This is a genomic window from Thauera butanivorans (assembly GCF_048398245.1).
GTDB lineage: Bacteria > Pseudomonadota > Gammaproteobacteria > Burkholderiales > Rhodocyclaceae > Thauera > Thauera butanivorans.
The window spans coordinates 4,302,602-4,327,880 of record NZ_CP183038.1 but is presented as its reverse complement, the minus strand read 5'-3'; the positions used below and the strand labels follow the sequence as shown (position 1 = coordinate 4,327,880).

General features: G+C 69.0%; 25 protein-coding genes and 1 riboswitch. Of the genes, 13 read left to right on the top strand and 12 right to left on the bottom strand.

Annotation, left to right across the window (positions count from 1 at the left end; all coding sequences use genetic code 11):
* Positions 1-16: 16 nt before the first annotated feature.
* Together ACNQFN_RS20905 and cobT are read right to left on the bottom strand one after the other, a co-directional pair.
* A complete protein-coding gene (locus ACNQFN_RS20905; protein WP_418647441.1) occupies positions 17-826 on the bottom strand; it encodes an adenosylcobinamide-GDP ribazoletransferase in 810 nt (269 codons plus the stop codon).
* A 7-nt stretch (positions 827-833) separates the two neighbouring features.
* Complete coding sequence (gene cobT, locus ACNQFN_RS20900; RefSeq protein ID WP_068635234.1) at positions 834-1,916, bottom strand: nicotinate-nucleotide--dimethylbenzimidazole phosphoribosyltransferase; 1,083 nt, start codon at positions 1,914-1,916, stop codon at positions 834-836.
* Positions 1,917-2,214: 298 nt separating this feature from the next.
* On the opposite strand from cobT, the gene ACNQFN_RS20895 reads away from it, so the two are divergent.
* Positions 2,215-2,391, top strand: a complete 177-nt coding sequence (locus ACNQFN_RS20895) for a hypothetical protein (RefSeq protein ID WP_217999557.1) — start codon at positions 2,215-2,217, stop codon at positions 2,389-2,391.
* Positions 2,392-2,412: 21 nt separating this feature from the next.
* Here the strand turns inward: ACNQFN_RS20895 and ACNQFN_RS20890 are convergent, their stop codons facing one another.
* A complete protein-coding gene (locus tag ACNQFN_RS20890) occupies positions 2,413-2,988 on the bottom strand; it encodes a Uma2 family endonuclease (RefSeq protein ID WP_068635235.1) in 576 nt (191 codons plus the stop codon).
* Positions 2,989-3,021: 33 nt separating this feature from the next.
* Entirely contained in the window at positions 3,022-3,570 is a 549-nt protein-coding gene (gene cobU / locus ACNQFN_RS20885; protein WP_418647440.1) for a bifunctional adenosylcobinamide kinase/adenosylcobinamide-phosphate guanylyltransferase, read from the bottom strand.
* Between the two features lie 91 nt (positions 3,571-3,661).
* Positions 3,662-3,900, top strand: a riboswitch (cobalamin riboswitch).
* Positions 3,901-4,035: 135 nt separating this feature from the next.
* On the opposite strand from cobU, the gene ACNQFN_RS20880 reads away from it, so the two are divergent.
* From ACNQFN_RS20880 to ACNQFN_RS20845, 8 genes are all read left to right on the top strand, one after another.
* The gene (locus ACNQFN_RS20880; protein ID WP_068635264.1) at positions 4,036-5,859 is read left to right on the top strand and encodes a TonB-dependent receptor domain-containing protein; all 1,824 of its coding nucleotides are present in this window, start codon (positions 4,036-4,038) and stop codon (positions 5,857-5,859) included.
* Positions 5,860-5,872: 13 nt separating this feature from the next.
* A complete protein-coding gene (locus tag ACNQFN_RS20875) occupies positions 5,873-7,747 on the top strand; it encodes a TonB-dependent receptor domain-containing protein (RefSeq protein WP_068635265.1) in 1,875 nt (624 codons plus the stop codon).
* A gap of 24 nt (positions 7,748-7,771) precedes the next feature.
* Positions 7,772-8,749, top strand: a complete 978-nt coding sequence (locus tag ACNQFN_RS20870; RefSeq protein ID WP_068635237.1) for a FecCD family ABC transporter permease — start codon at positions 7,772-7,774, stop codon at positions 8,747-8,749.
* Positions 8,746-9,615, top strand: coding sequence for an ABC transporter ATP-binding protein (locus tag ACNQFN_RS20865; RefSeq protein WP_068635238.1), 870 nt, complete (start codon positions 8,746-8,748; stop codon positions 9,613-9,615). The genes ACNQFN_RS20870 and ACNQFN_RS20865 overlap by 4 nt, the downstream gene beginning before the upstream one ends.
* A 23-nt stretch (positions 9,616-9,638) precedes the next feature.
* Entirely contained in the window at positions 9,639-10,490 is an 852-nt protein-coding gene (gene cobA / locus ACNQFN_RS20860; protein ID WP_068635239.1) for a uroporphyrinogen-III C-methyltransferase, read from the top strand.
* Entirely contained in the window at positions 10,490-11,782 is a 1,293-nt protein-coding gene (locus ACNQFN_RS20855; protein WP_418647439.1) for a cobyrinate a,c-diamide synthase, read from the top strand. The genes cobA and ACNQFN_RS20855 overlap by 1 nt, the downstream gene beginning before the upstream one ends.
* Before the next feature lie 188 nt (positions 11,783-11,970).
* Entirely contained in the window at positions 11,971-12,825 is an 855-nt protein-coding gene (asd, locus tag ACNQFN_RS20850) for an archaetidylserine decarboxylase (protein ID WP_068635241.1), read from the top strand.
* Between the two features lie 247 nt (positions 12,826-13,072).
* Positions 13,073-13,507 carry a CBS domain-containing protein gene (locus ACNQFN_RS20845; RefSeq protein WP_068635242.1) on the top strand — a complete coding sequence of 145 codons (435 nt, stop codon included), beginning with the start codon at positions 13,073-13,075 and terminating at the stop codon, positions 13,505-13,507.
* Positions 13,508-13,530: 23 nt separating this feature from the next.
* On the opposite strand, the gene ACNQFN_RS20840 is transcribed toward ACNQFN_RS20845, so the two are convergent.
* The 4 genes from ACNQFN_RS20840 to ACNQFN_RS20825 all read right to left on the bottom strand — a co-directional run bounded on the left by ACNQFN_RS20840 (position 13,531) and on the right by ACNQFN_RS20825 (position 17,674).
* Positions 13,531-14,637, bottom strand: a complete 1,107-nt coding sequence (locus ACNQFN_RS20840; RefSeq protein WP_068635243.1) for an HPP family protein — start codon at positions 14,635-14,637, stop codon at positions 13,531-13,533.
* A gap of 127 nt (positions 14,638-14,764) precedes the next feature.
* Complete coding sequence (locus tag ACNQFN_RS20835; protein WP_418647438.1) at positions 14,765-16,063, bottom strand: acetyl-CoA hydrolase/transferase family protein; 1,299 nt, start codon at positions 16,061-16,063, stop codon at positions 14,765-14,767.
* Between the two features lie 62 nt (positions 16,064-16,125).
* On the bottom strand, positions 16,126-17,280 hold the full coding sequence (locus tag ACNQFN_RS20830) for an AI-2E family transporter (protein ID WP_068635245.1): 1,155 nt from the start codon (positions 17,278-17,280) through the stop codon (positions 16,126-16,128).
* Between the two features lie 97 nt (positions 17,281-17,377).
* Entirely contained in the window at positions 17,378-17,674 is a 297-nt protein-coding gene (locus ACNQFN_RS20825; RefSeq protein WP_418647437.1) for a formate dehydrogenase accessory sulfurtransferase FdhD, read from the bottom strand.
* A 216-nt stretch (positions 17,675-17,890) separates the two neighbouring features.
* On the opposite strand from ACNQFN_RS20825, the gene ACNQFN_RS20820 reads away from it, so the two are divergent.
* From ACNQFN_RS20820 to ACNQFN_RS20805, 4 genes are all read left to right on the top strand, one after another.
* On the top strand, positions 17,891-18,337 hold the full coding sequence (locus ACNQFN_RS20820) for a YaiI/YqxD family protein (RefSeq protein WP_068635247.1): 447 nt from the start codon (positions 17,891-17,893) through the stop codon (positions 18,335-18,337).
* 75 nt (positions 18,338-18,412) lie between these two features.
* Positions 18,413-19,402: a hypothetical protein gene (locus ACNQFN_RS20815; protein ID WP_418647436.1), complete on the top strand. Its 990-nt coding sequence runs from the start codon at positions 18,413-18,415 to the stop codon at positions 19,400-19,402.
* Between the two features lie 97 nt (positions 19,403-19,499).
* Entirely contained in the window at positions 19,500-19,766 is a 267-nt protein-coding gene (locus ACNQFN_RS20810) for a ribbon-helix-helix protein, CopG family (RefSeq protein WP_068635248.1), read from the top strand.
* Entirely contained in the window at positions 19,741-20,163 is a 423-nt protein-coding gene (locus ACNQFN_RS20805; protein ID WP_068635249.1) for a type II toxin-antitoxin system VapC family toxin, read from the top strand. Before ACNQFN_RS20810 ends, ACNQFN_RS20805 begins: the two co-directional genes overlap by 26 nt.
* Before the next feature lie 84 nt (positions 20,164-20,247).
* Here ACNQFN_RS20805 and ACNQFN_RS20800 read toward each other — a convergent pair whose 3' ends face one another.
* The 4 genes from ACNQFN_RS20800 to ACNQFN_RS20785 form a co-directional block, all read right to left on the bottom strand.
* Positions 20,248-20,499 (bottom strand): GlsB/YeaQ/YmgE family stress response membrane protein, encoded by a 252-nt coding sequence (locus ACNQFN_RS20800; RefSeq protein ID WP_068635250.1) that lies wholly within the window; start codon positions 20,497-20,499, stop codon positions 20,248-20,250.
* A 171-nt stretch (positions 20,500-20,670) separates the two neighbouring features.
* Entirely contained in the window at positions 20,671-21,855 is a 1,185-nt protein-coding gene (locus tag ACNQFN_RS20795; protein WP_083953447.1) for an enoyl-CoA hydratase/isomerase family protein, read from the bottom strand.
* 143 nt (positions 21,856-21,998) lie between these two features.
* Complete coding sequence (locus tag ACNQFN_RS20790) at positions 21,999-23,615, bottom strand: GMC family oxidoreductase (protein WP_068635251.1); 1,617 nt, start codon at positions 23,613-23,615, stop codon at positions 21,999-22,001.
* A gap of 80 nt (positions 23,616-23,695) precedes the next feature.
* A complete protein-coding gene (locus ACNQFN_RS20785; RefSeq protein ID WP_068635252.1) occupies positions 23,696-25,207 on the bottom strand; it encodes a CoA-acylating methylmalonate-semialdehyde dehydrogenase in 1,512 nt (503 codons plus the stop codon).
* Positions 25,208-25,279 lie beyond the last annotated feature (72 nt).

Here is a 25,279-nt window from a genome sequence, read left to right as displayed (position 1 = left end):
AAGTCCGGGTCGGTTGCTATGCGGCGGCGAACGGCGCGGCGAGCCGGGGCGCGGCCAGCAGGCCGGCGTAGCAGGCGAGTTCGGCCAGTTGCTGGGTGGCGCCGAGCAGGTCGCCGGTATGGCCGCCGAGCCGGCGCATGAACAGGCGCGCGCACCAGGCGGTGACGAGGGCCGTGGCGGTGACGGCCGCCACGGCTTCGGCCGGCGTCAGCAGCGCCAGCGGCAGCAGGCCGCAGAGGCCGGCGATGGCGAGCCCGGCCGGCGTCAGGCGCTGCGCCAGCGGCCGGGACTTGCTGCTGTCGTCGTCGCGTGCATAGGGCAGCAGCTGGATCAGGCTGGTTGCCGCCAGGCGCGACAGCGGATGGGCGACCAGCAGCGCGGCGACGATGCCGGCCGGCATGCCTTGTGCGCCGAAGCTGCCGATCGCAGCCAGTTCCACCAGCGCCGCGGCCTTCGCCAGCAGCATCAGCACGATGCCGATGGCGCCGTAGCTGCCGATGTGCGAGTCCTTCATGATCGCCAGCGCCTGGGCCTTGTCCCAGCCGCCGCCGAGGCCGTCGCAGGCGTCGGCGAAGCCGTCCTCGTGCAGCGCGCCGGTGAGCCGGATCGTGAGCGCCATCGACAGCACGACGGCCAGTGCCGGCGGCAGCAGCCACGACAGGGCCAGATAGCCCGCCGCGCCGGCCAGGCCCACCACCCAGCCTACCAGTGCCAGGTAGCGTACCGCGTGGCGCAGGCGCTCGGGCGACCAGGGCACCCAGGCGGGTACCGGCAGGCGGGTGAAGAAACCGAGCGCGGTGAAGAACAGTTCCGCCTGGTGGCGCATCGGCGCGTCAGCGCAGCGCGCTCGGCTCATCCACCGCGTGCTCGCCGCCGGCGGAATCGACGCCGGCCGATTCGAAGCTCGCCATGTGGTTGAGGAAGTTCACCGCCGCCTGCAGCAGCGGCCAGGCCAGTGCTGCGCCGGTGCCTTCACCGAGGCGCAGATCGAGTTCGACCAGCGGCTGGGACATCAGGAAGGACAGCTGCACGCGGTGGCCGGGTTCGAGCGAGTGATGGGCGAACACGCAGTAAGGCAGCAGGTTCGGGTTGAGGGCGTGGGCGACCAGCAGCGCCGAGGTGACGATGAAGCCGTCGATGACGATCAGCATGCGTCGTTCCGCTGCGCCGAGCATGGCGCCGGCCATCATCGCGATCTCGAAGCCACCGTATTCGGACAAGGCCTGCAGCGGCTCGGTCGGCCAGCCGCCGCGGCGCAGGGCCTGCTTCAGCAGTTCGCGCTTGTGCGCCAGGCCGGTGTCGTCGAGTCCGGTGCCGGGGCCGGTCACTGTGTAGAGGTCGGCGCCGTGTTCGGCGCCGATCAGGCAGGTCGTCAGCAATGAGGCGGCGGCGGTGTTGCCGATGCCCATTTCGCCGAAGCCGACACAGTTGCAGCCGTTGTCCGCCAGCGCGTGGGCGATCTCGCGTCCGCGCTGCAGCGCGGCGTCGCGCTGCTCGGCGGTCATGGCAGGCTGTTCGAGGTAGTTCGCCGTGCCGGGCGCGATCTTTGCGTCGATCAGGCCGTCGCGCTTGCCGAAGTCATGGTTGACGCCGGCGTCGACCACGCTGAGGCCCAGCTCCATCTGCCGGCAGAAGACGTTGATCGCGGCGCCGCCGGCGAGGAAGTTCTCGACCATCTGCCAGGTGACGTCCTGCGGATAGGCCGACACGCCCGCCCGCGCCGCGCCGTGGTCGCCGGCGAAGATGACGATCTGGGGCTGGCGCAGTTCGGGTTCGAGCGTCTGCTGGACGAGGCCGATCTGAAGGGCGAGTGCCTCCAGGCGGCCAAGCGCGCCGAGCGGCTTGGTCTTGCGGTCGATCTTCTGCTGCAGCGCGGCGGCGAGTGCCTGGTTCGGGGGAATGATGTGGGTCTGCATGAGGGACTCGCGGGTACTGTCGTTCGGTTGCGGTAGTGGCGGGGCGCAGGTACGAGGCGAAAGGTAGCAGATCGTGATAATTGCGGCACCTCCGGCTTGCCCGGGTGTGGCAGGGTGAGATTCTGAATCGGTATTCATGCGATTTGTTGGTCATTGATGCATCATCGCATCCGGATTTTTCGGCGATGCCTGTTCCTGGCGCATCGTGACTCGAAGCGTGTGCATTGCGGGCGGCGTTCCGCGACGCCGCCGACACCCTGGGGCCGAACGCGCTGGCGCCGCCGTCGGGCACGATGGTGTGTTCACCGACCAGCTGGCGCCGCTGGACAAGAACCACGCCGCAGGCTGTGGGCAGGAGGCCGATGAAGCGCACGGCGACTGCCATGGCGAGGACTGGTGGCGCTATCTCTCCACCCATCCGCCGACGGCGGAACGCATCCGCAGGCTGAGCGAAGCTGGCATCGAGGCCGACTGAGCGCAGGCGCCGGCAGCGGGCTCAGGCTGGGGCAGCAGGCAGATCCTGATACAGCTCGGCCAGCGCCAGCGTGAAGCCGAACGCGGGCAGGGCGAGGCTGGCAGCCTCGCCGCTGGCTTCGGTCAGCAGCCAGTCGCCTTCGGCGGTACGGGAATAGCATTCGACGTGGGCACGGTCCTGCGACAGGAACAGCACCGTCTTGAGTCCGGGGAAGCGGCGGTAGGCGGCGAACTTGCCGCCGCGGTCGTAGGCTTCGGTCGAGGGCGACAGCACCTCGGCGATCAGCACCGGCTCTTCCTTGACCTGGCGGCGCTCGCGGTCGGCGTCCGCGCAGGTGACGAAGACGTCGGGGTAGAACAGGTCGTCCGTTGCTGCCAGACGCAGGCGGACGTCGGACATGAAGACCGTGCAGGATGTGCCGCGCAGGGCATTGCGCAAGGTCATGTAGGTGTTGCCGGAAACAAGATTGTGCACGTCCGACCCGCCGGCCATCATGAAGGCTTCGCCGTCGAAGAATTCCCAGCGCTCGGGCTGATCCGCTTCCCAGGCGAGGAATTCATCCAGCGTCATCGCATGCTTTTCCGCAGGCAGGCCCATGGCAGTCTCCAGCAACATTCGTCAGTTGGCAGTTTAGCCGCCCTTCAGCACCAGCGGCAGCCCGGCGGCGACGAACAGCACGCGCGGGCACAGTGCGGCGACGGCCTGGTTCAGTCGCCCGGCCTCGTCGCGGAACAGGCGGCCGAGCGGGGTTTCCGGCACCAGGCCGAGGCCGACTTCGTTGGCGACCAGGATGACACGGCCGGGCAGGGCCGGCAGCGTGGCGAGCAGGGCGTCGCGCTCGGCGCGAAACAGCGGCAGGGCTTCGGCGTCGGCGCCGGGCGGCAGGCCGTCGGCATCGATCAGCAGGTTGGCGAGCCACAGCGTCAGGCAATCGACCAGCAGGCAGCGCCCGGGCGCGGCTTCGCGGCGCAGGGTTTCGGCGAGCGCGATCGGCGCTTCGACCGTGCGCCAGCCCGCCGGGCGGTCGGCCTGGTGGCGGCGGATGCGTGCCGCCATTTCGTCGTCGAGCGCCTCGGCGGTGGCGATCACGGTGACGGCCAGGCCGGATGCGGCGGCGCGGCGTTCGGCCTCGCGGCTCTTGCCGGAACGGGCGCCGCCCAGGATCAGTTCGCATGTCATGGTGCTGATTGCCTTTTTTGCTGCGGGGGCCTTGTGCTGGTGCAGTGCACGATACTGGCCGGTACGGTATCATCCGCCCCCACTGCCCCGGAAGGGGCGGCGCGTCATCGGTGCCCGCGGGCGATTCTCGCCCGGGGTTGAACGGGAAACAGGTGCACGGCCCATCTCGCCATGAGGCCGCAATGCCTGTGCTGCCCCCGCAACGGTAGGTGTGCGCAAGGTGGACCACGCAGCCACTGGGTTCATGACCTGGGAAGGCGGTCCATCCGTCCGGCCGGCAGGCTGGTACACACACGAGCCCGGAGACCGGCCGTAGCGCGAATTGGCGGATGTGTCGCGGGGTGGCGGCGATGGCATGGCGTGTTCCGTGGCGCCGTTCGTTTCCTTTTTCCTCCCGAGACCGTCCTGTTGCGTATCGCCACGGCGCGCGGGGACGCGGCGCTCTGGCGCAGGGAGACCGAAACGATGAAGATCCGCTTCTGTACCACGGCGATCGCCGTGGCCAGCGCTTTTCCGATGTATCTGCCGTCTGCGCTTGCGCAGGACCGGTTGGGCGAGGCAGTCGTCGTCACTGCCACCCGTCAGCAGCAGCGCGCCGACGAGACCTTGTCCAGCGTCGATGTGATCACGCGCGAGCAGATCGAACGCGGCGGGCACAGCACGCTGACCGAACTGCTGGCGGCGCAGCCCGGCATCCAGGTGAGCAGCAACGGCGGCCCCGGCGCCAATACCGGCATCTTCATCCGCGGCGCCAATTCCGGGCATACGCTGGTGCTCGTCGATGGCATGCGGGTGGGCTCGGCGACGTCCGGCCAGCCTGCGCTGGAGACGATTCCGCCCGAGTTGGTCGAGCGCATCGAGATCCTGCGCGGGCCGGCGAGCGCGCTGTACGGCTCGGACGCCATCGGCGGCGTGATCCAGGTCTTCACGCGCAAGGGCACGGCGGGCTTCCATCCCAGCCTGCGCATGGGTGCCGGTACCGAGCACAGCTACGCACTCGGCGCGACGGTGGCCGGCGGCCGGGACCGCCTGCGCTACAACGTGTCGGCGGGGCGCGAGCGCACCGACGGCTTCAATGCGCGAAAGAACCCTGCCACCGTGGCCGACCGCGATCGCGACGGCTTCCACAACGACTACCTGAGTGCTTCCGCCTCGCTGGGATTCAGGGACGATGACGAGATCGGGCTGACGCTGTTCCATTCCGAAGGGCGCAACTGGTTCGACTCCGACACCGAATACGATGCCCGCGTGAGCAAGGGCCTGGACACCGCCGGCATCCACATGCGCAACAAGCTCGCCGACGGCTGGGTGAGCACGCTGCGCCTGGGCTACAGCAAGGACCGTTCGCACAGCAAATGGAGCACGGCGCCGACGGACCGCTTCGACACCGAACAGACCCAGTTCGCGTGGCAGAACGACGTCTCGCTGGGCGGCGGCCTGTTGCTCGCGGCGGTCGAGCATCTGGAGCAGAGCATCGACACCACCGGCACCTACGAACGCGACACGCGCCGGGTGGATTCGGTGCTGCTGGGCTGGGGCGGGCAGTTCGACAAGCATCATCTGCAGATCAACGCCCGCCATGACGACGATTCGCAGTTCGGCGGCAAGACCACCGGGCTGCTCGCCTACGGCTACCAGTTCCTGCCCGAATGGCGGCTGCGCGGCAGCATCGGCACGGCCTTCAAGGCGCCGACCTTCAACGATCTGTACTTCCCGCTCGCCTGCTTTCCGCCTTTCGGCTGCTTCGGCGGCAACCCGGACCTGAAGCCCGAGGAATCGCTGAACCGCGAAATCGGCCTGGTCTGGGAGCAGGGCGGGCTGCAGATGACGGCCACCTATTACAACAACCGGGTGAAGAACCTGATCCAGTGGGGCAGCACCCCGGACAACGTCGGCCGCGCCAGGCTGGAAGGGCTGGAATGGGGCGTGAGCGCGACCGTGGCCGACTACCGCGTGCGGGCAACGATCGACCTGCTCGATGCCAAGGACGAGGATACGGACGCCCGCCTGGTGCGCCGCGCGCGCCGCGCGGGTTCGCTCGGCATCGACCGCACGGTCGGCAAGTGGAGCTGGGGGGCCGAATGGCGCGGGCAGAGCGAGCGCGAGGACGCCGGCACGCGGCTGGGCGGCTACGGCATCGTCAATGCCTGGGTCCATCACCAGTTGACGCCCGAACTGCGGCTCGAGCTGCGGGCGAACAACGTCTTCGACAAGGACTACGAGCTTGCCCGCAACTTCGCCACCGCCGGTGCCAATGCCTTCGTCACGCTGCGCTATGCGCCGCGCTGAACCGTCGTTCCCCATGCCCGCCGTCCGTTTCTCCATGCTTGCCGCCGCTCTGGCGCTGCCTTGTCCGCTGCTGGCGGCGCCCGCCCCGGGCGGCGGCGCCCTCGAAGCCGTCGTCGTCACCGCCTCCCGCCAGCAGCAGCGCATCGAGGACAGCCTGGCCGCGGTGGAGGTGATCGAACGCGAGGACATCGAGCGCGCCGGGCATTCCTCGCTGATCGAGGTGCTGCGGGCGCTGCCCGGCATCCGGGTCACCGCCAACGGCGGCGCGGGGGCGAATGCGAACGTCTACGTCCGGGGCGCCGAGGCGCGGCACACGCTGCTGCTGATCGATGGCCTGCGGGCCGGCTCGGCCAGTTCGGGGGCGCCGACGCTGGAGAACATTCCGCTCGGTCTGATCGAGCGCATCGAAGTGCTGCGCGGGCCGGCCAGCGCGCTGTACGGCTCGGAGGCCATCGGCGGCGTGATCCAGGTGTTCACCCGCAAGGGCGAGGCGGGCTTCAGGCCGGAGCTTTTCGTCGGCTACGGCTCCGAGCGCACCCGCAAGGCATCGGCCGCGCTGTCGGGCGGGGCCGGGCGGCTGCGCTACAGCCTGAACGTGGGCGCCGAGCACTCCGACGGCTTCAACTCGAAGCGCGACCCGGCCTTCTGGGCGGGCACGCCGCCGCGGACGTCCTACTGGGCCGACGACGACGGCTTCCGCAACACCCATGCCGGCGGCTCGGTCACGCTGGGCTTCCGCGACAGGGACGAGATCGGCCTGGGTTTCACGTACTCGGACAGCCGCAGCCGCTACGATGCCTCGGCGGCGAGCTATTTCGACTCCTGGATGGACAAGACCGCCGGCACGCTGAGCCTGCATCTGCGCAACGAGCTGCGTGCCGGCTGGACCAGCACCCTGCGCCTGGGCCGCAGCATCGACGAGTCGCTGAACCGGGCGAGCGCCGCGGCGCCGAGCCGGCACGACACCGAGCAGGATCAGTTGATGTGGCAGCACGACGTCGATCTGCCGCTGGGCAGGCTGCTGCTGGCCTATGAATACGTCGAAACCCGGCTCGACAGCACCACGGTGTACAACAAGGACAGCCGCCGGGTGAATTCGCTGCTGCTCGGCTGGTCGGCACAGATCGACGCCCACCACCTGCAGCTCAACGCCCGCCACGACGACAACTCCCAGTTCGGCGGCAAGACCACCGGTCTGCTTGCCTACGGCTACGACCTGACGCCTTCGCTGCGCCTGCGCGGCAGCATCGCCACCGCCTTCAACGCGCCGACCTTCAACCAGCTCTACTGGCCGATGGCGTCGTCGCCGACCAGCTACCACGGCAATCCCGATCTGAAGCCGGAGCGGGCGCTGAACCGCGAACTCGGCATCCGCTGGGCCCAGGGGGCGCACAGCGTCGAACTGAACTACTTCGACAACCGGGTCAAGGACCTGATCGCCGGCAACCCGGTGTATGCGTTGCGGGGACAGCAGGTCAACGTCGCCGAGGCGCGGCTCGAGGGCGCGGAACTCGGCTACATGCTGTCGCTGGGCGCATTCACCGTCAGCGCGGGCCTGGACTGGCTGGATGCGAAGGACGAACAGAACGGCAGGCGGCTGCCGCGGCGGGCGCGGCAGTCTGGTTTCCTGCGGCTGGCCCATGCCGCCGGGCCGCTGGACTGGGGCGTGGAATGGAACGGTGCCGGCCGCCGCCACGACGATGCGGCCAACACCGTGGATCTGCACGGCTACGGCCTGCTCGATGCCTATCTGCATTACCGCCTGTCGCCGCAATGGCGCATCGAGGCGAGGGCGAACAATCTCCTCGATGCGGACTACGAACTGGCGCGGGGCTATCGCACGCCGGGTGCCAGCGTGTTCGTCGGGCTGCGTTATGCGCCGCGCTGACGGCGCCTCCGGCTGCCGATCCGGATGAAGCCGCGTACCCATGCCGTGTCGGTGATCGCCGCGCTGCTGGCGGCCGGCGTGCTGGCCTTCGCATGGGCGCTGATGGCGGGCGAGATGCCGATCGGGCCGGGCGAGGTACTGGCGGCGCTGGCCGGCGATGACGGCATGGCCGCCGGCATCGTGCGCGAGCTGCGCCTGCCGCGCGCGGTCGCCACCTTCGTCTGCGGCGGCCTGCTCGCCATGGCCGGCGCAGTGATGCAGGTGCTGCTGCGCAATCCGCTGGCCGACCCCTACATCCTGGGCATTTCCGGCGGCGCGGCGGTCGGCGCGCTGGTGGCGATCCTGCTCGGGGCGGCTTCGCTGTGGGTCGATGCGTTGGCTTTCGCCGGCGCGCTGACGGCGATGCTGCTGGTGTTCGGCCTGGCGCACGGCGACGGCAGCTGGACGCAGACGCGGCTGCTGCTGACCGGCGTCATCGTCGCCGCCGGCTGCGGCGCGGCGGTGACCCTGATGCTGGCGCTGGCGTCCGACGTGCGCGTGCAGTCGATGCTGTTCTGGCTGATGGGCGACGCCAGCGGTGCGGCGCGGCCCTGGCCCGGGCTGGCCGTGCTGGTGCTGGGACTGCTGGCGGTGATGCCCTTTGCGCGCGACCTCAACGTGCTGGCGCGCGGCGAACTGAATGCGCGGGCGCTCGGCGTCGAAGTGCGCCGCCTGCGCATGGGCCTGTACGTGCTGGCTTCGCTGCTGACGGCCACTGCGGTGACGCTGATCGGCTCGGTGGGCTTCGTCGGCCTGATCGTGCCGCATCTGGTGCGGCTGGCGCTGGGCAACGACCAGCGGACGCTGATTCCGGCGGCGGCGCTGGCCGGCGGTGCCTTGCTGACGGTGGCCGATACCGCCGCACGCACCGTGATCGCGCCGCAGCAATTGCCGGTGGGCGTGCTGACCGCGCTGATCGGCGTGCCGGTGTTCCTGTTCCTGCTGGCGAGGCACCGGCGATGAGCACGGCCGGCAGCGTGATGAATGAGACCGGGCCGCTGCTCGAAGCCGACGGCCTCGCATTGCAGGTGGGCGAGCGCTGGCTGTGCTGCGCCTTCAGCATGAGCCTGAAGCCGGGCGAATGCCTGGTCCTGCTGGGACCGAACGGTGCGGGCAAGACCACCTTGCTGCACACCCTGGCTGGTTTGCGTGTGCCGTCGGTGGGCGAGGTGCGCATCGGCGGGCGGCCTTATGCCGGCTGGTCGGCGACCGAGGCGGCGCGCTTTCGCGGGCTGCTGACGCAGCAGCAGCCCGACCTGTTCGCCGCCTCCGTGCTGGAGACGGTGCTGATCGGCCGCCATCCGCACCTCGGCCGCTGGGGCTGGGAAACGGAACGGGACGAAGCCATCGCCCGCCGGGCGCTGGCCGACGTCGGCCTGCAGGGCTTCGAGAACCGCGACGTCCTGACCCTGTCCGGCGGCGAGCGCCAGCGCGTCGCCATCGCCGCCCTGCTGGCTCAGGCGCCGCGGCTGTTCCTGCTCGACGAGCCCTTGAATCACCTCGATCTCCACCACCAGATCGCCACGCTCGAACTGTTCCGCCGCCTCGTCCGCGGCGAGAGGGGCTCTCCCGCGCTGGAGGCCCCCCTGTCCGGCGCAGGGGCGCCTGGCGGACGGGGCGGCGGCAGGAAATCCGGCGCGGTGCTGGTACTTCACGACGTCAATCTTGCCGCCCGCTACGCGGATCACGTTATCCTGCTCGACGGTCGCGGCGGCGTCATCGCCGGCGACCGCGACAGCGTGATGCGCGCCGAACTGCTGAGCCAGGCTTTCGGCCACCCCCTACGCCGCTTCGAAAGCGAAGGGCGCATCGTCTTCGTTCCTGATTGAATATCCGTCCGAGCCCGTGTTCCATGAGTCCAGTCCCTGATCTCGCAGCCTTCCGCGCCGGCCCGCTGCCGGGCCACGTCTATCTGGTGGGCGCCGGCCCGGGCGACCCGGAGCTGCTGACGCTGCGCGGCGCGCGCCTGGTGGCCGCGGCGGACGTGGTGGTGTACGACAACCTGGTCGCACCGGCCATCATCGATCTCGCGCCGGCCGCGGCCGAGCGCATCTACGTCGGCAAGAAGGCGGCCGACCACACCCTGCCGCAGCACGAGATCAACGCCCTGCTGGTGCGCCTGGCGCAGGCCGGCAAGCGCGTGGTGCGGCTGAAGGGCGGCGACCCCTTCATCTTCGGCCGCGGCGGCGAGGAGATGGAAGAACTGCTCGAAGCCGGCATCACCGTCGAAGTGGTGCCGGGCGTCACCGCGGCGGCGGGTATCGCCGCCTATGCCGGCATTCCGCTGACGCACCGCGACCACGCCCAGTCGGTGGTGCTGACCACCGGCTATCTGAAGAACGGCTCGCTCGATCTCGACTGGCCGCTGCTGGCCCATCGCGGCCAGACCCTGGTGATCTACATGGGGGTGTCGCGGCTGGCGGAGATCTGCGCCCAGCTCGTTGCCCACGGCCTGCCGGCGAGCACGCCCGCGGCCGTCATCGAGCGCGGCACGACCCATGCGCAGCGCGTCGCCAGGGCGGACCTCGCCACGCTGGCCGACGAGGTGAAGCGGCAGGGTATCCGGCCGCCGTCGCTGACGGTGGTGGGCGACGTCGTCAGCCTGTACCCGCGCCTGAGCTGGTTCCAGCCGAGCGAGCCGCCGCAGTCCGCGCCGGCGCCGCATGCGGGCTGTACCGCCGTGCATCCCGACGAGCAGGGCTGATGGCCGCTGCCGTGCGCTGTCCGGCATTGTTCGTTGCCGCGCCCGCTTCGGGCCAGGGCAAGACCACCGTCACCGCCGCGCTCGCCCGCCTGCATGCCCGGCTGGGGCGCAGGGTGCGGGTGTTCAAGTGCGGGCCGGATTTCCTCGACCCGCAGATCCACGCGGTGGCCAGCGGCGCGCCGGTGTACAACGTCGACCTCGGCATGTGCGGCGAGGCCGACATCGCCCGGCGGCTGCACGCGGCTGCTTGCGAAGCCGACCTGATCCTGGTCGAAGGCGTCATGGGCCTGTACGACGGCGCGCCGTCGGGCGCGGACATCGCGCGCCGCTTCGGCATTCCGGTGATGGCGGTGATCGACGCGCGGGCGATGGCACAGACTTTCGGCGCGGTGGCCTGGGGCCTGGCGCACTACCAGCCCGGCATCCTCTTCGCCGGTGTGCTCGCCAACCACGTCGGCAGCGCGCGCCATGCCGAGCTGCTGCGCGAGGCGCTGCCCGCGGGCATGCACTGGTTCGGCGCGGTGACGCGCGACGCCGCTGCGGCCCTGCCGGAACGCCATCTCGGCCTGCTGCAGGCGCAGGAGATCGACGACCTCGGCAGCCGCCTCGACCGCCTGGCCGAACATCTGGCGCAGACCGGTGCCGCCGAACTGCCGCCGGCGGTCGATTTTCCTGCGGCGCCGCCGCCTGCCGTTGTACCGCTGCTGGCCGGCAAGCGCATCGCCATCGCCCGCGACGCCGCCTACGGCTTCATCTACCCGGCCAACATCGACACCCTGCGGGCGCTGGGCGCCGAGCCGGTGTTCTTCTCGCCGCTGGCGGGCGACGGCCTGCCGGCCGGCTGCGATGCGCTGTGGCTGCCGGGCGGCTATCCGGAACTGCATGGTGCCGCGCTCGCCGCCAACACCGGCTTCTGGGCCGGGCTGCGCGCCCATGTGGCGGACGGCAAACCGGTGCTGGCCGAATGCGGTGGCTGGATGAGCCTGCTCGAAACCATCGTCGATACCGCCGGCACTGCCCACGCCTTCGGCGGCCTGCTGCCGGGCCGCGCGCTGATGCAGAAGCGGCTGGCGGCGCTCGGCATGCAGCAGGCGGACTTTCCGCAGGGGCGGCTGACCGGGCACACGTTCCACTACTCGAAAACCGAAACGCCGCTCGAACCCTGGCTGCGCGCGCAACGGCCGGATGGCGGCGAAGGCGAGCCGATCTACCGCCACGGCCCGATCACCGCGTCCTACGTGCATTTCTGGTTCCCGTCCTGCCCGGAAGCAGTCGCGGCGCTGCTGGGCTGAAACCGCCTTGCATTCGAAGCGGCGCGGCGCTGCTCGGCCTCGCCGTGCCGCGGCACCGTCTGCGGCCTCGGTTTCGTTCTGCAGCCCTGTTCCCGCATCGGCCGTGAATCGGTACGGAGGACGGTAGTGAGGGGTAAAAACCATGGCGGTATAATGCCGGCCCGACGACCTGAATCCTGGATCCCGCCGTGTCCGAACGCCTCTCCGTTGCCTTCCAGTACGCCCTGCCCAAGCGCGCCCTGACCCAGCTTGCCGGCAAGCTCGCCGGCCTGAAGGGCGGCAAGGCGACGACGGCGGTGATCCGCTGGTTCATCGAGCGCTACGGCGTGAACATGGATGAAGCGGCGAACCCCGACCCGGCGAGCTACGCGAGCTTCAACGCGTTCTTCACCCGTCCGCTGCGCGAAGGCGCGAGGCCGTTCGCCGAAGCCTGCTATCTGTGTCCGGTCGATGGTGCGATCAGCCAGTTCGGTCCGATCGAGCGCGACCAGATCTTCCAGGCCAAGGGCCATTTCTATACCACCACCACCCTGGTCGGCGGCGACCGCAGCCTGGCGGCGCATTTCGAGGACGGCGAGTTCGCCACGATCTATCTCAGTCCGCGCGATTACCACCGCATCCACATGCCTTGCGACGGCCGGCTGCAGCAGATGATCTACGTGCCGGGCGATCTGTTCTCGGTCAATCCGGCCACCGCGCGCGGCGTGCCCGGCCTGTTCGCGCGCAACGAGCGCGTGGTGTGCGTGTTCGAAGGCGAGGCCGGCCCCTTCGTGATGGTGCTGGTCGGCGCCACCATCGTCGGCAGCATGGCGACCACCTGGCACGGCGTGGTAAACCCGCCGCGCCGGCCCGACATCGAGAAGTACGCCTATGCGCCGGGCGAAGTGGAGCTGCGCAAGGGCGATGAAATGGGCCGCTTCCTGCTCGGCTCGACGGTGGTGATGCTGTTTCCGAAAGGCACGATGCGTTTCGAGTCCGGCTGGGCGGCGGCGCGCCCGGTACGCCTGGGCGAAGCGATGGGACAGCGCCCGCCGGCTGCCTGAGGCCGCGCCGCGCCCCATTCCTGGGCGGCGGATGGCGGGGATGCACGATGAGGGTGCGTGCGCAATGCCGGCGTGCTGCATTGCAGCATGGCGGCATTGTCGTCAAACCGTAAGAAAGTTGCGCTACAACAAGGGCTTGGACGTAGAAACGATAGCCGAAAATTTTCGTTTGCAGCGTGCGTCCAAACTGGCACGATTGGCGCTAGGCAATCATGCCTTTCCATAAAATGCATCGAGGAGACAGATCATGCCAAGCCGTCCCATCCATCAGGTACTTTCCGATCGTCCCTTCCTGTGCGTGTCCGTCGACACGCCCGTGCGCAGCGTGACGCGCATGATGCAGGAGCAGCACCGAAGCGCCGCGCTGGTGGTCGAACATGGCGTGCTCACCGGCATCTTCACCGAACGTGACGCCACTTTCCGCGTGCTGGCTGCCGGCCTCGACGCCGATGCCACATCGGTCGGCGAAGTCATGACCCACAATCCGCTGACGCTGACCGAGGACAAGCCTTTCGGCCATGCGCTTCACCTGATGTACGAGAACGGCGTGCGCCATGTGCCGGTGATCGACGCCGTCAAATGCCCGCTGGGCGTCCTCACCGCGCGCGATGCGCTGGAACTCGACGCGCTCGATTTCGGCGCCGAACTGGTGCGGCGCGAGGAAATCACCGTCATCCTCTGAGCCGCAATGGCGGCCCTGGTCCGCTAGCGGCCGACCAGGGCCTGATCCAGGCCGGCCTGGAACAGCGCGGCGACGAGATCCGATTGCGTCAGCATGCCGACCACGCGATTGTCCGCATCGACGATCGGCACGTGGTGCCGGCCGCGATCGGAGAAGGCCGGCACCAGGTCCACGATGTTCTGATCCGGGCTGGCGGTGAACACCTCGGCGCTCATCACTTCGCCCACGGTTTCCCAGGGCATTTCCTGCGCGAGCAGGAAGTCGTGCAGCGTGATGATGCCGATCAGCCGGTCTTCATCCACCACCACCGGCAAGGCCTTGACGCGGTGATGGGCCAGTTGTGCCCAGGCCGACTCCAGCGTCGCGTCGGCGGTGATCGTGACCACGTCGCGCGACATCGCGTCGGCGCAGCGCAGGTCGCCGAAACGCCGCCGCCAGGCGCGCTGTTCGGCGGCGAGCAGGATTTCCTCGAGGTCGCTGCTGCTGATGTCGATCATTTCGCCCCGCTCCTGCAGCACCGCCTGCAGGTCTTCGGGGCGGACGCCCAGGCGGTCGCTGGGTTTCGGATCTGCGGTGTGGTGCTGGGCGGCAACCGGAATCTCGGCCGGGCGATGCGGGTAGCGCCGGCGCATCGCGGTATTGAACAGCAGCGCCGTCAGCAGCAGCAGCAGCGAATTGAGCGCCACCGGCGTGAACGCGAACAGCACGCCCAGGCGCTCGACCTCGGGGCCGCCGAGCACGCTCGTCAGTGCCATCGCGCCGCCGGGCGGATGCAGGCAGCGCAGCTGGAACATGGCGATGATCGCCAGGCCGACGGCCAGCGTTGCGGCGAGCGCGGGGTCGGGAATCCAGTGGGCGCAGCCGATGCCGACCAGCGCCGAGACGAAGTTGCCGCCGACGATGGACCAGGGCTGGGCGAGCGGGCTCGCCGGCACCGCGAACAACAGCACCGAGGATGCGCCCATCGGCGCGACGAACCAGGGCACGCTGATGCCCAGCATGTAGCGGCTGACGATTTCGGTGACGAGCAGCCCGATGAACGCGCCGATGCCGCCCAGCATGCGTTCGCGCAGGCTCGCGGGGAGGGGGGCAGGCCAGAAGGCCTTCAGCCAGGAGGACAGGTAATGCACGCAGCGTTCCGGACAGGGGCGTCGGCCCGGCACGCTGCCGGGAGAGGGAAGGGGCCGCGATCTTAGCGCAGGCCCGCCGTGCGCACCAAGCCGGTGCGCACTCTTCCCTCTCCCTTCCGGCGCAGGATCAGGCGAGGTTCATCCGCCGTGCCGCCTCGCGCAGTTCGCCGCGGAAATCCGGGTGGGCGATGCCGATCAGCGCCTCGGCGCGCTGTCTGGCGGTCTTGCCGCGCAGCTCGGCGACACCGTATTCGGTGACGACGTAGTTGATGTCGTTCTTGCTGGTGGTGACGTGGGTGCCGGGCGACAGCACCGGCGCGATGCGCGACACGGTGCCGTCCTTCGCCGTCGACGGCAGCACGATGAAAGCCTTGCCGCCCTTCGAGCGGTTGGCGGCGCGGACGAAATCCACCTGGCCGCCGGTACCGGAATAGGGCACGTGGCCCAGCGATTCGGAGCCGCACTGGCCGATCAGGTCGATCTGCAAGGTGGCGTTGATGGCGCACAGCTTGTCGTTGCGCGCGGCCAGATACGGGTCGTTGGTGAAATCGACCGGATGCATCTCGATCGCCGGGTTGCGATGCAGCGCGCGGTACAGGCGCTGCGAGCCGAGTGCGAAGGTGGCGACCAGCTTGCCGGGCATGAAGGTCTTGCGGCGGTTGGTGACGGCGCCCGATTCGATCAGCGACAGGATGCCGTCGCCGATCATCTCGGTGTGGATGCCGAGGTCGCGCTTGTGCTGGAGCTGCATGACCACCGCGTCGGGGATGCCGCCGTAGCCGATCTGCAGCGTCGAGCCGTCGTCGATGAGGTCGGCGACATACTTGCCGATCGCTTCCTGCACCGGGCCGATCTGCGGCAGGCCGACTTCGAACAGCGGCTCGTCGCTTTCGACCAGGCCGGCGACCTGCGAGACGTGGATGTGGCAGTCGCCGTTGGCGAAGGGCACGTTCGGATTGACTTCCAGCAGCACGACGCGGGCGCGGCGGATCGCCGCCATGGTGTAGTCGGGCGCCAGCGACAGGCTGAAGTAGCCGTGCTCGTCCATCGGCGAAGCCATCGACACGACGACGTCGGCCGGCGTCAGGCCGCGGTCGATGAGCATCGGCAGCTCGGAGAAATAGGCCGGGACGTAGTCCACCCAGCCGGCCTGGCCGCCGGCGCGGGTGGCGCCGCCGAAGAAATAGGCATCGTGGCGGATGTTGGCGCGCGTCTCCGGATCGAGGTAGGCGAACTTGCGCAGCGGCAGGATCTGGCTGACGGTGACGTCATGCAGCATGTGGCGCCGCTCGGACAGCGCGTGCAGCAAGGCAGGCGGTTCGCCGACGCCGGTCGGCACGACGATGGTGTCGCCGTCGCGGACCAGGCCGACCGCATCCGTCGCCATCATGCGCTTCTGTTCGTAAAGGGTCTGGGCTGCCGACATTCGCTCCCCTCCTGTCCTTGGTGTTCTGTGTGTGTAAAGGACGGATTATAGGGCATTCCATACTAGAGCGTATGGGGGGGCGATCCGCTGGAAGCCGGCCTGCCGGCCACCGGATTGCCGGCCGCGGGACCGTAGGGGGCAGGGAGGCTCGTCGGGAGCGGGGCGGGCTCCTCGATGCTGTGCAGCCATTCGCGCCAGATCGCCACCAGCAGCGCCATCAGCACCGGGCCGACGAACAGGCCGACCAGGCCCATGGTCTGCACGCCGCCGACGAGGCCGAAGAAAGTCGGCAGGAAGGGCAGCTTGACCGGGCCGCCGACCAGGCGCGGGCGCAGGGTCTTGTCCACGATGAACAGTTCGATCGAACCCCAGGCGAACAGCCCCAGCCCGGCGACGAGGTTGCCGGAGCCGACCAGGTACAGCGACACCAGCGTGAACGACAGCGGCGCGCCGCCCGGAATCAGCGCCATGAAGCCGGTGGCGACGCCCAGCAGCACCGGCGAGGGCACGCCGGCGATCCAGTAGGCCACGCCCAGCACCACGCCTTCGCCGAGCGCGATCAGCCCCATGCCGGTGACGGTGGCGCTGACGGTGGCCGGCACCACGCGCGAGAAGCGCTGCCAGCGTGCCGGCAGGATGCGCTCGCCGACGACGTCGAGCTGCGCGGCGAGGCGCTTGCCGTCCTTGTAGATGAAGAACAGCGTGATCAGCATGAACAGCGTGGTCAGCGCCAGCCGGAACAGGTCGCCGGTGGCGCTCAGCACCATGCGGTAGATGTTGCCGAGATGTTCGCCGCTGAGGATCTGCACCCATTCGCCGAGTGCGCTGGGGCTGCCGAGGTGGTCCTGCCAGTATTCGGCGAGCCGCTCGCCGACCAGCGGCAGCGCCCGTATCCATTCCGGCACCGGCGCGCCGGTGCGGTTCGCTTCCAGCAGCCAGACGATGAAGTTGCCCGCCTCCTGCAGCGCATAGTGCAGTGCGATGGTCAGCGGCACGATCAGCGCACAGATGACGATGACGATCGCCACGCTGGCCGCCAGCGTGGTGTTGCCCTTGCACAGCGTGACGCCGCGGCGGTACAGCGGCCAACTGGCGAAGCCGATGATCAGCGCGGCGAGCACGGGCACGAGGAAGCCGCTGAGGAAATACGCCCCGGCGGCCAGGATCAGCAGCAGCAGCGTGCGGACGATGAGAGGAGCTTGCAGGACGGGCGGCATGATGGAAGGGGCGGATGGCCAACGGGGGGACTATACCCGAGTGGGCGCTGCCTCCGGTCCGCTCGCCGTCGATGAAGCCGGAGGGCGGCCCGGCGTCTCAGCCCGGCAGCAGGCGCTCCGCGTGGGCGTAGCCCACCAGCCGGTCGTCGCGGGCGAAGCCCGCCAGCACCAGCCCGCTCTGTTCGGCCAGCCGGCATGCCATCGCCGTGGGCGCCGAGATCGCGACCAGGCCGCGGCGTGGGCTGCGCCGGCGCGCCTTCAGTTCGGCGAAGCGGCGGGTGGCGATCTCGATGCGGACTTCCAGCCCGGTGGGCAGGGCGAACACCTCGCGGTCGAAGCCGGCTGCGGCATCGTCGCCGGGCAGCGGACAGGCAGCGGGCTGCCGATGGTTCATCGTCTGCTCCACGGCGTGGGGCGGCCTGAATGGCGGTCGACAGGAGTGGCAGTCGGGAAACGCATGTGCGGCATGCGGACGGCGGGAAAGGCGGCGAGGACAACAGCACCCTCTGGAACCAGTCTGGCAGCTCGCCTGGTGCCTGGGCATGCGCCATTCCTGCCACTCCCGCCGGGCGGGTGCTATCGTCGGCGCTCACCAGGAGCAACCAACGCCATGAAAATCTGGGTCGATGCGGACGCCTGTCCGGCCGTCGTCAAGGAAATCCTCTACCGCGCGGCCAGGCGCACCGAAACGCCGCTGACCCTGGTCGCCAACCAGATGCTGCGGGTGCCGCCGTCGCCATGGATCAGGGCGGTGCAGGTGCCGGGCGGCTTCGACGTCGCCGACCAGCGCATCGCCAGCGAGGTCGAGGCCGGCGACATCGTTGTCACCGCGGACATCCCGCTCGCCGCCCAGGTCATCGCCAAGGGGGCCACGGTGATCGATCCGCGCGGCGAGCGCCTGACCGCCGCCAACATCCGGGAGCGCCTGAGCATGCGCGACTTCATGGAGAGTCTGCGCAGCAGCGGCGTGGAAACGGGCGGCCCCCGCGCCTTTTCCAATGCCGACCGGCAGGCATTCGGGAACCAACTGGACAGCTTGCTGGCAAAGCGCAGGTGAGGTCCCATCTTCGGGCACAGGATGCCGCGTATCGGTGGCAGTGCCGGCCCGCTCCAACCACCCGCAGGTTCCGCCATGAAGAATGCACATTCCGTTCCGGAGCCGTCCCGGCAAGCCGACCCGCCAAGCAGCAGCCGGCGCAGCCTGTTCCGCCTGGCGGCCGGTTCGCTGCTGCTGACCACGCTATTCGGGCAGCGGCCGATGGCGGCAGCCGCTGCCACTTCATCCGGCGGCACGGGCGCCGCACCCGGCGCATGGGCCAGCGGCGGCACGCGCCGGATCGGCCAGGCAATGAGCTTTCCGGACCCGTTCACGGATTCGCTCGAATCGGCGTGCAGGCTGATCTGCTCGACGACCATCGGGCCCTGTCATACCGCCTCGCCGGAACGCGTCGACATCAGCGACGGCTGGGACGGCATCCCGCTGCGCATGGCGCTGCGCGTCGTCGATGAGGCCTGCCGTCCGGTGCCGGACGCGATCGTCGAGATCTGGCACACCAACTACACCGGAGGTTATTCCGGAAACATCATGCGCATGTGCAACAACGACCCGGACGACCGCGAAAGGCAGTTCTTCCGCGGTTACCAGTGCACCGATGCGCGGGGTGTGGTCGCCTTCGACACCTGCTATCCCGGCTGGTACCGCGGCCGCGCGGTGCATGTCCATGTGCGCGTGCAGCTCGGCGATTATCAGGCCGATGACCGTGCGCCCAGCAGCGTCGTCACGCAGTTGCTGTTCAGTGACGAACTGAACGGCCGGATATTCGAAGAGCACGCGCTGTACCAGCGCTTCGGCCAGCCGGACACCACGCTGGAAACTGACGGCGTGGTCGGCGGGGAGGCGGACAAGACGCCTTATCTGTTCGAGGTCAGCCGCATGGACGATGGTGTGATGTTCGCCCACAAGACGCTGGTGGTCCGCCAGGCCATGGACGAGCCGCTGTGCAGGGCCAGCGGCGCTCGCTGGGGCGGACGAGGGCCGATGGGTGGGCCGGGCGGCCCGCCTCCGGGGGGCGATCGCCGCATGCCGCCGCCGGATGGGCGCTTTCCTTCCGCTGGAGGCTAGAGACATGCCCAGGCAGGCCGTCGGAATGAATCCTGTCTTTTATCGGTACAGGTGATCGAGGTAGTATTACAAAAAGGAAATACAGACGGAGCCCGCCATGACCATCTCGATACGTCTGCCCGCCGAAGACGAAGCCCTGCTCGAGCGTGCCGCCAGCCGGCTGCACGTGAGCAAGTCGGAGTTCATCCGGCGCAGCATCGCGGCCTATGCCGCCAAGGTCGTGCCGGCGGAACGCAGTGTGGCCGAGATCGACGATCTGTATATCGGTAAGGGGGGCGGCTTGCGACAGCCGGAAAGCGTGGCCGATCCCCGCAAACGAGCCGTCGTGGAGCGCCTGCGTGAAAAGCACGGATACGCTGACTGACACCGGCTTTCTGGTCGCCCTGTTCAACGATGGCGACATTCACCACGCCAGCGCAAGGAAGATGCTGGCGAAACTGGCCGGCGCCCGCCTGTACACCGTCTGGGAAGTGCTGACCGAAGCTGGGCATCTGCTGGATGACGTGGGCAAGCTCAATCTCATGCGCTGGGCTGCTGCCGGGCGTTTGACGCTCTTGGCGAGCGAACCAGCCAGCTTGGGAGACATGGCCGATTTCATGGTGCGGTATGCAGACGGTGGGGCTGATCTGGCCGATGTGGCGCTTGTTTTCGCTGCCGATCGTACCGGCATCCACAACATCCTTACCGTGGATCGCCGCGATTTCGACCGCTATCGCAGTCCGCGAGGCAAGAAGCTCAAGCGGCTGTGGATCGAGGATTGAAACACCCGAAAGAACATCGAGGCCGTCCTGCAGCACGACCCTTGCGAGCCTGAGGCGTGCCGGCCCGGCACGCCTCAGGCTGCTTCATTTCCTGACCGCCCTCACGATGCCGATCAGGATGCAAGCGCCGACGACGCCGGCCACCAGGTAGCCGATCCAGCCGCCGAAGGAGACGCCGAGGATTCCGAACAGGAAGCTCGCCACCGAGGCGCCGATGATGCCGAGCACGATGTTCATCAGGACGCCGGTATTGCTCTTCATCAAACCCGAAGCAATCCAGCCCGCGATGCCGCCAATGATGACCGCGGCCAGCCAGCCGATACCCATGTCGCTCATCTGCACGTCCTCCCGATCAGTTGAAACAGTGGAAATGCCCGCTGCCGCTGCAATGGCGGCGCAAACCGGATTATGCGGGAGCGCTTCGCGGCGCCCAGACGGAAATGGAAAGAAAGCATTACGCGGGCCCGGGGCCTGCCGGGTGGAGGCGTTCGAGGCAAGCGCATCGGCTCAGGCGCCGAGATCGGCGAGGGGATGCGGGCCGCTGTAACGAGGCTCGAAGTGGTCCGCGATGATCTCGTCGGGGACGGCTTCCAGGCTGGCGAATTGCCAGCGCGGCTTGCGGTCCTTGTCGATCAGCAGCGCACGCACGCCTTCGGCGAAGTCGCGGTGGGCGGTGGCGGCGACCGAGACGTGGTATTCGGTGCGGAACACCTCGGCCAGCGACATGTGGCGCGTCCTTTGCCACAGTTCCCACGACAGCTTTGCCGAACTCGGCGCGCCGTGCGCGAAAGTCTTGCCGGCGTTGGCGAGCCAGGGGTCGGCATCGTCGACCAGCGCGGCCAGGCGGGCGGCGATGGCTGCCAACCCGTCGTGGCCGATCAATGCCTCGATGCGGTCGTAATGTGCCCGCAATGGCGAGTCCGGCACTGCTGTGGATTCGGCCAGGCGGTCGAGCAGGGCGCCGAGGCGGGCGTGGTTGGCGGTGTTGCCGGCCGCATCCGGTGTTTCCCAGCGGGTCTCGGCGAGCAGCGCCGGCAACTGCGTCCGCTGGGCGTCGTCGATGATGAAATCGGCCAGCCCGGCGAAGCGGGCGTCGGCGGCGTTGATCGGTACGCCGGTCAGCGCCAGGAACAGCCCGCTGCGGCCCGGCATGCGGCGCAGGAACCAGCTGCCGCCGACGTCCGGGTACAGGCCGATGGTGATCTCCGGCATCGCCATGCGGGTGGTGGGGGTGGCGACACGGTGCGAGGCGCCGGCCATCAGGCCGATGCCGCCGCCCATGACGATGCCCTGGCCCCAGCACAGCACCGGCTTGGGGTAGGTGTGGATGCGGTGGTCGAGGCGGTATTCGCGCTCGAAGAAGGCCTTGACCTCGGCCGGTGCCTCGCCTGCGGGTGCGGCCTTGATCGCATGGTGGAGCGCGGCGACGTCGCCGCCGGCGCAGAAGGCCTTCTCACCCGCACCGTCGAGCAGCACGCCGACGATGGCGGGGTCGGCCGCCCAGGCGTCGAGCTGCGGCGCGAGGCGGTCGATCATCTGCAGCGACAGGGCGTTGAGGCTCCTGGGCGCGTTCAGCGTCGCATGGCCGAAGCGCCGGCCGCAGGCGGTGGGGATTTCACGCAGGATCACGCAGTCATTGGCTGCCGGGGCCGATGCCGGCGGTGTCGGGATGGATTCGGGGTGTCTGCTCATCGGCATCTCTCCATTGATGGTATGCGGCGGCCTGCGCAGGGACATGCCGCGGCCGCCGTTCTCATTTTCGCCGCCGGGGCCTCCCAGGGCCAACAAGGCGGCGGGAGGCAGCGGCCCGCAGCGCTGCGGAGCGTGGCCGTCCTTCAGCGTCCGCGCGCCGCGCGGATCAGTTGCGCGCCCCGTTCGGCGATCATGATGGTCGGCGAGCTGGTGTTGCCCGAGGTGATGCTGGGCATGATCGAAGCATCGACGACGCGCACGCCGGCGATGCCACGCAGCCGCAGTTCGGAGTCGGTGACGGCGGAATCGTCGTCGCTGCGTCCCATCCTGCAGGTGCCGACCGGGTGGAAGATGGTGGTGCCGATGTTGCCGGCGGCATGGATCAACTGCTCGTCGGTGGTGAAGTCCGGCCCCGGCAGGTATTCGACCGGCTGGAAGGGCGCCAGCGCCGGCTGGCTGGCGATCTTGCGGGTCAGGCGCAACGCGCGCGCGGCCTTCTGGCGGTCGGCCTCGTGCGTCAGGTAGCAGGGGGCGATCTTCGGTGCGCTGGCGGGGTCGCGGTCGCGGATGTCGATATGGCCGCGGGATTGCGGGCGCAGGTCGCAGACGCTGGCGGTGAAGGCCGGGAATTTGTGCAGCGGGTCGCCGAACTTGTCCAGCGACAGCGGCTGGACGTGGTATTCCAGATCGGGTGTCGGCACCGAGGGGTCGGAATGCGCGAACAGGCCGAGCTGGCTGGGTGCCATCGTCAGCGGGCCGCTCCGTTTGAAGGCGTATTCCAGCGCCATCATGGCCTTGCCCCACAGGCTGTTGGCCTGGCGGTTCAGCGTCTTGATGCCCTGCACCTTGTATACGCTGCGGATCTGCAGATGGTCCTGCAGGTTGCGACCGACGCCGGGCAGCGCATGGGCGACCGGAATGCCGAGTTCCTGCAGCAGGGCCGGATCGCCGATGCCGGAGCGCTGCAGGATGGCTGGAGAGCCGACGGCGCCGGCGGCGAGCACGACCTCGATGCGGCTGCGTGCCACGCAGGCCTCGTTGCCGAGGCGGAATTCGATGCCGCGTGCCTGGCGGCCTTCCAGCACCAGCTTGTCGGACAGCGCACCGGTGACGATGCGCAGGTTCGGGCGCTTGCGCACCGGATCGAGGAAGCCGCGTGCGCTGCTCCAGCGCGTGCCGCGCTTCTGGTTCACTTCGAACTGGCTGACGCCGAGGTTGTTGCCGCCGTTGAAGTCGGGCGTGGCCGGAACGCCGGCCTGCGTTGCCGCTTCGGCAAAGCGGTCGAGGATGTCCCATCTCAGGCGCTGCTGTTCCACCCGCCATTCGCCCTTGCCGCCGTGGAGGTCGTTGCCGCCGGTCCAATGGTTCTCGACGCGCTTGAACAGCGGCATGACTTCTTTCCAGGCCCAGCCGGCATCGCCGGTGGCTTCGGCCCAGGAATCGTAGTCGCGCGCCTGGCCGCGCAGATAGAGCATGGCGTTGATCAGCGTGCTGCCGCCCAGGCCCTTGCCGCGGGCGTAGATGATGGAGCGGCCGTTGAGGCCCGGCTCCGGTTCGGTCTTGTAGCACCAGTCGGTGCGCGGATTGTTGATGCAGTACAGGTAGCCGACCGGGATCCTGGTCCAGATCCATCTTTCGTCGTTGCCGGCTTCGAGCAGCAGCACGCTCACGTCGGAGTCTGCCGACAGGCGGTTGGCCAGCACGCAGCCGGCGGCACCGCCGCCGACCACGATGTAATCGAATTCACCGAAGTCTTTCATGGGGGCACTCCTGGGGGTCGAGTTTCGTGGCGCCCGCCGCCGGGGGGTGGCGGGCGGTCCGCTGAGGAGGACTTGCCGGGTCAGTTGACCGGCATCACGAACTCGGGCCCCTTGGAGCCGCTGTCGGGCCAGCGCTGCATGATGCTCTTGTAGCGGGTGTAGAAGCGCACGCCTTCCTCGCCGTAGCCGTGGTGGTCGCCGAACAGGCTCTGCTTCCAGCCGCCGAACGAATGCCAGGCCATCGGCACCGGCAGCGGCACGTTGATGCCGACCATGCCGACCTGGATCTTCTGGGCGAATTCCTGCGCCGTGCGGCCGTCGCGGGTGTAGCAGGCGACGCCGTTGCCGAAGGCGTGGGCGTTGATCATCGCCACCGCCTCGGCGAAGGTATCGACGCGGACCACGCACAGCACCGGGCCGAAGATTTCCTCGTCGTAGATCTTCATGCCGGGCTTGACGTGGTCGAACAGCGTGGCGCCGAGGAAGTAGCCGTCTTCGCGGCCGGGCACGACCAGGCCGCGGCCGTCGAGCACCAGGCTGGCGCCCTGTTCGACGCCGGAAGCGATGTAGTCCTCGATGCGCGCCTTGGCCTCCTGCGTGACCACCGGGCCCATGTCGGCACCGCTGGCTTCGCCGTCGTCGACCTTGAGCTTTTCGGCGCGGCTCTTCACCTTGGCGATCAGCTCGTCGGCGATGCTGCCGACCGCGACCGCGACCGAGATCGCCATGCAGCGTTCGCCGGCCGAGCCGTAGGCGGCGCCGATCAGCGCGTCAGCCGCTTGGTCGAGGTCGGCGTCGGGCATCACCACCATGTGGTTCTTGGCGCCGCCCAGGGCCTGGGCGCGCTTGCCGTTGCGCGCGGCGGTCTCGTAGATGTATTTCGCGATCGGGGTCGAGCCGACGAAGCTGACCGCCTGCACGTCGGGGTGGTTCAGCAGCGCATCCACCGCGGTCTTGTCGCCCTGCACGACGTTGAACACGCCTGCCGGCAGGCCGGCTTCGCGGAACAGCTCGCCGAGCAGCAGCGAGGGCGAGGGGTCGCGCTCGGAGGGCTTCAGCACGAAGGCGTTGCCGCAGGCGATCGACACCGGCGCCATCCACATCGGCACCATGACGGGGAAATTGAACGGGGTGATGCCGGCGGTGACGCCCAGCGGCATGCGCTGGTTCCAGTTGGCGATGCCGCCGCCCACGTTGTCGGAGTACTGGCCCTTCAGAAGCTGCGGAATGCCGCAGGCGAACTCGATGATTTCCAGGCCGCGCTGCACTTCGCCCCTGGCGTCGGGGAAGGTCTTGCCGTGCTCGCGGGTGACCAGACGGGCGAGGTCGCCGGTGTGGCGCTCGACCAGTTCCTTCATCCGGAACAGCACGCGGGCGCGGCGCTGGACGGCCAGCGCGCCCCACTCGGGCTGGGCGGCGGCAGCGGAGGCGACGGCGGCATCGACTTCGGCCCGGGTTGCAAGCGCGACCTGGCGCGAAACCTTGCCCAGGGCGGGATCGTAAACCGCGGTCTCGCCGCCTTCACCGGGGCGGAATTCGTTGTCGATCCAGTGGCCGACGCGGCTTTGGGGCGAGGCGTAGGTAAAGCTCATATCGATTTCTCCTTCTGTGGTGTGTGGGGGCTTGGTGCTTTGCATTAAAACGACTGCGGGGGGACTGGTCCA

Bases quoted from the DNA above. Each gene is read 5' to 3' on its own strand.
- ACNQFN_RS20905 (WP_418647441.1), bottom strand. From the start codon at position 826: ATGCGCCACCAGGCGGAACTGTTCTTCACCGCGCTCGGTTTCTTCACC.
- cobT (WP_068635234.1), bottom strand. From the start codon at position 1,916: ATGCAGACCCACATCATTCCCCCGAACCAGGCACTCGCCGCCGCGCTG.
- ACNQFN_RS20890 (WP_068635235.1), bottom strand. From the start codon at position 2,988: ATGGGCCTGCCTGCGGAAAAGCATGCGATGACGCTGGATGAATTCCTC.
- cobU (WP_418647440.1), bottom strand. From the start codon at position 3,570: ATGACATGCGAACTGATCCTGGGCGGCGCCCGTTCCGGCAAGAGCCGC.
- ACNQFN_RS20880 (WP_068635264.1), top strand. From the start codon at position 4,036: ATGAAGATCCGCTTCTGTACCACGGCGATCGCCGTGGCCAGCGCTTTT.
- ACNQFN_RS20875 (WP_068635265.1), top strand. From the start codon at position 5,873: ATGCCCGCCGTCCGTTTCTCCATGCTTGCCGCCGCTCTGGCGCTGCCT.
- ACNQFN_RS20870 (WP_068635237.1), top strand. From the start codon at position 7,772: ATGAAGCCGCGTACCCATGCCGTGTCGGTGATCGCCGCGCTGCTGGCG.
- ACNQFN_RS20865 (WP_068635238.1), top strand. From the start codon at position 8,746: ATGAGCACGGCCGGCAGCGTGATGAATGAGACCGGGCCGCTGCTCGAA.
- cobA (WP_068635239.1), top strand. From the start codon at position 9,639: ATGAGTCCAGTCCCTGATCTCGCAGCCTTCCGCGCCGGCCCGCTGCCG.
- ACNQFN_RS20855 (WP_418647439.1), top strand. From the start codon at position 10,490: ATGGCCGCTGCCGTGCGCTGTCCGGCATTGTTCGTTGCCGCGCCCGCT.
- ACNQFN_RS20845 (WP_068635242.1), top strand. From the start codon at position 13,073: ATGCCAAGCCGTCCCATCCATCAGGTACTTTCCGATCGTCCCTTCCTG.
- ACNQFN_RS20835 (WP_418647438.1), bottom strand. From the start codon at position 16,063: ATGTCGGCAGCCCAGACCCTTTACGAACAGAAGCGCATGATGGCGACG.
- ACNQFN_RS20830 (WP_068635245.1), bottom strand. From the start codon at position 17,280: ATGCCGCCCGTCCTGCAAGCTCCTCTCATCGTCCGCACGCTGCTGCTG.
- ACNQFN_RS20825 (WP_418647437.1), bottom strand. From the start codon at position 17,674: ATGAACCATCGGCAGCCCGCTGCCTGTCCGCTGCCCGGCGACGATGCC.
- ACNQFN_RS20820 (WP_068635247.1), top strand. From the start codon at position 17,891: ATGAAAATCTGGGTCGATGCGGACGCCTGTCCGGCCGTCGTCAAGGAA.
- ACNQFN_RS20815 (WP_418647436.1), top strand. From the start codon at position 18,413: ATGAAGAATGCACATTCCGTTCCGGAGCCGTCCCGGCAAGCCGACCCG.
- ACNQFN_RS20810 (WP_068635248.1), top strand. From the start codon at position 19,500: ATGACCATCTCGATACGTCTGCCCGCCGAAGACGAAGCCCTGCTCGAG.
- ACNQFN_RS20800 (WP_068635250.1), bottom strand. From the start codon at position 20,499: ATGAGCGACATGGGTATCGGCTGGCTGGCCGCGGTCATCATTGGCGGC.
- ACNQFN_RS20795 (WP_083953447.1), bottom strand. From the start codon at position 21,855: ATGAGCAGACACCCCGAATCCATCCCGACACCGCCGGCATCGGCCCCG.
- ACNQFN_RS20790 (WP_068635251.1), bottom strand. From the start codon at position 23,615: ATGAAAGACTTCGGTGAATTCGATTACATCGTGGTCGGCGGCGGTGCC.
- ACNQFN_RS20785 (WP_068635252.1), bottom strand. From the start codon at position 25,207: ATGAGCTTTACCTACGCCTCGCCCCAAAGCCGCGTCGGCCACTGGATC.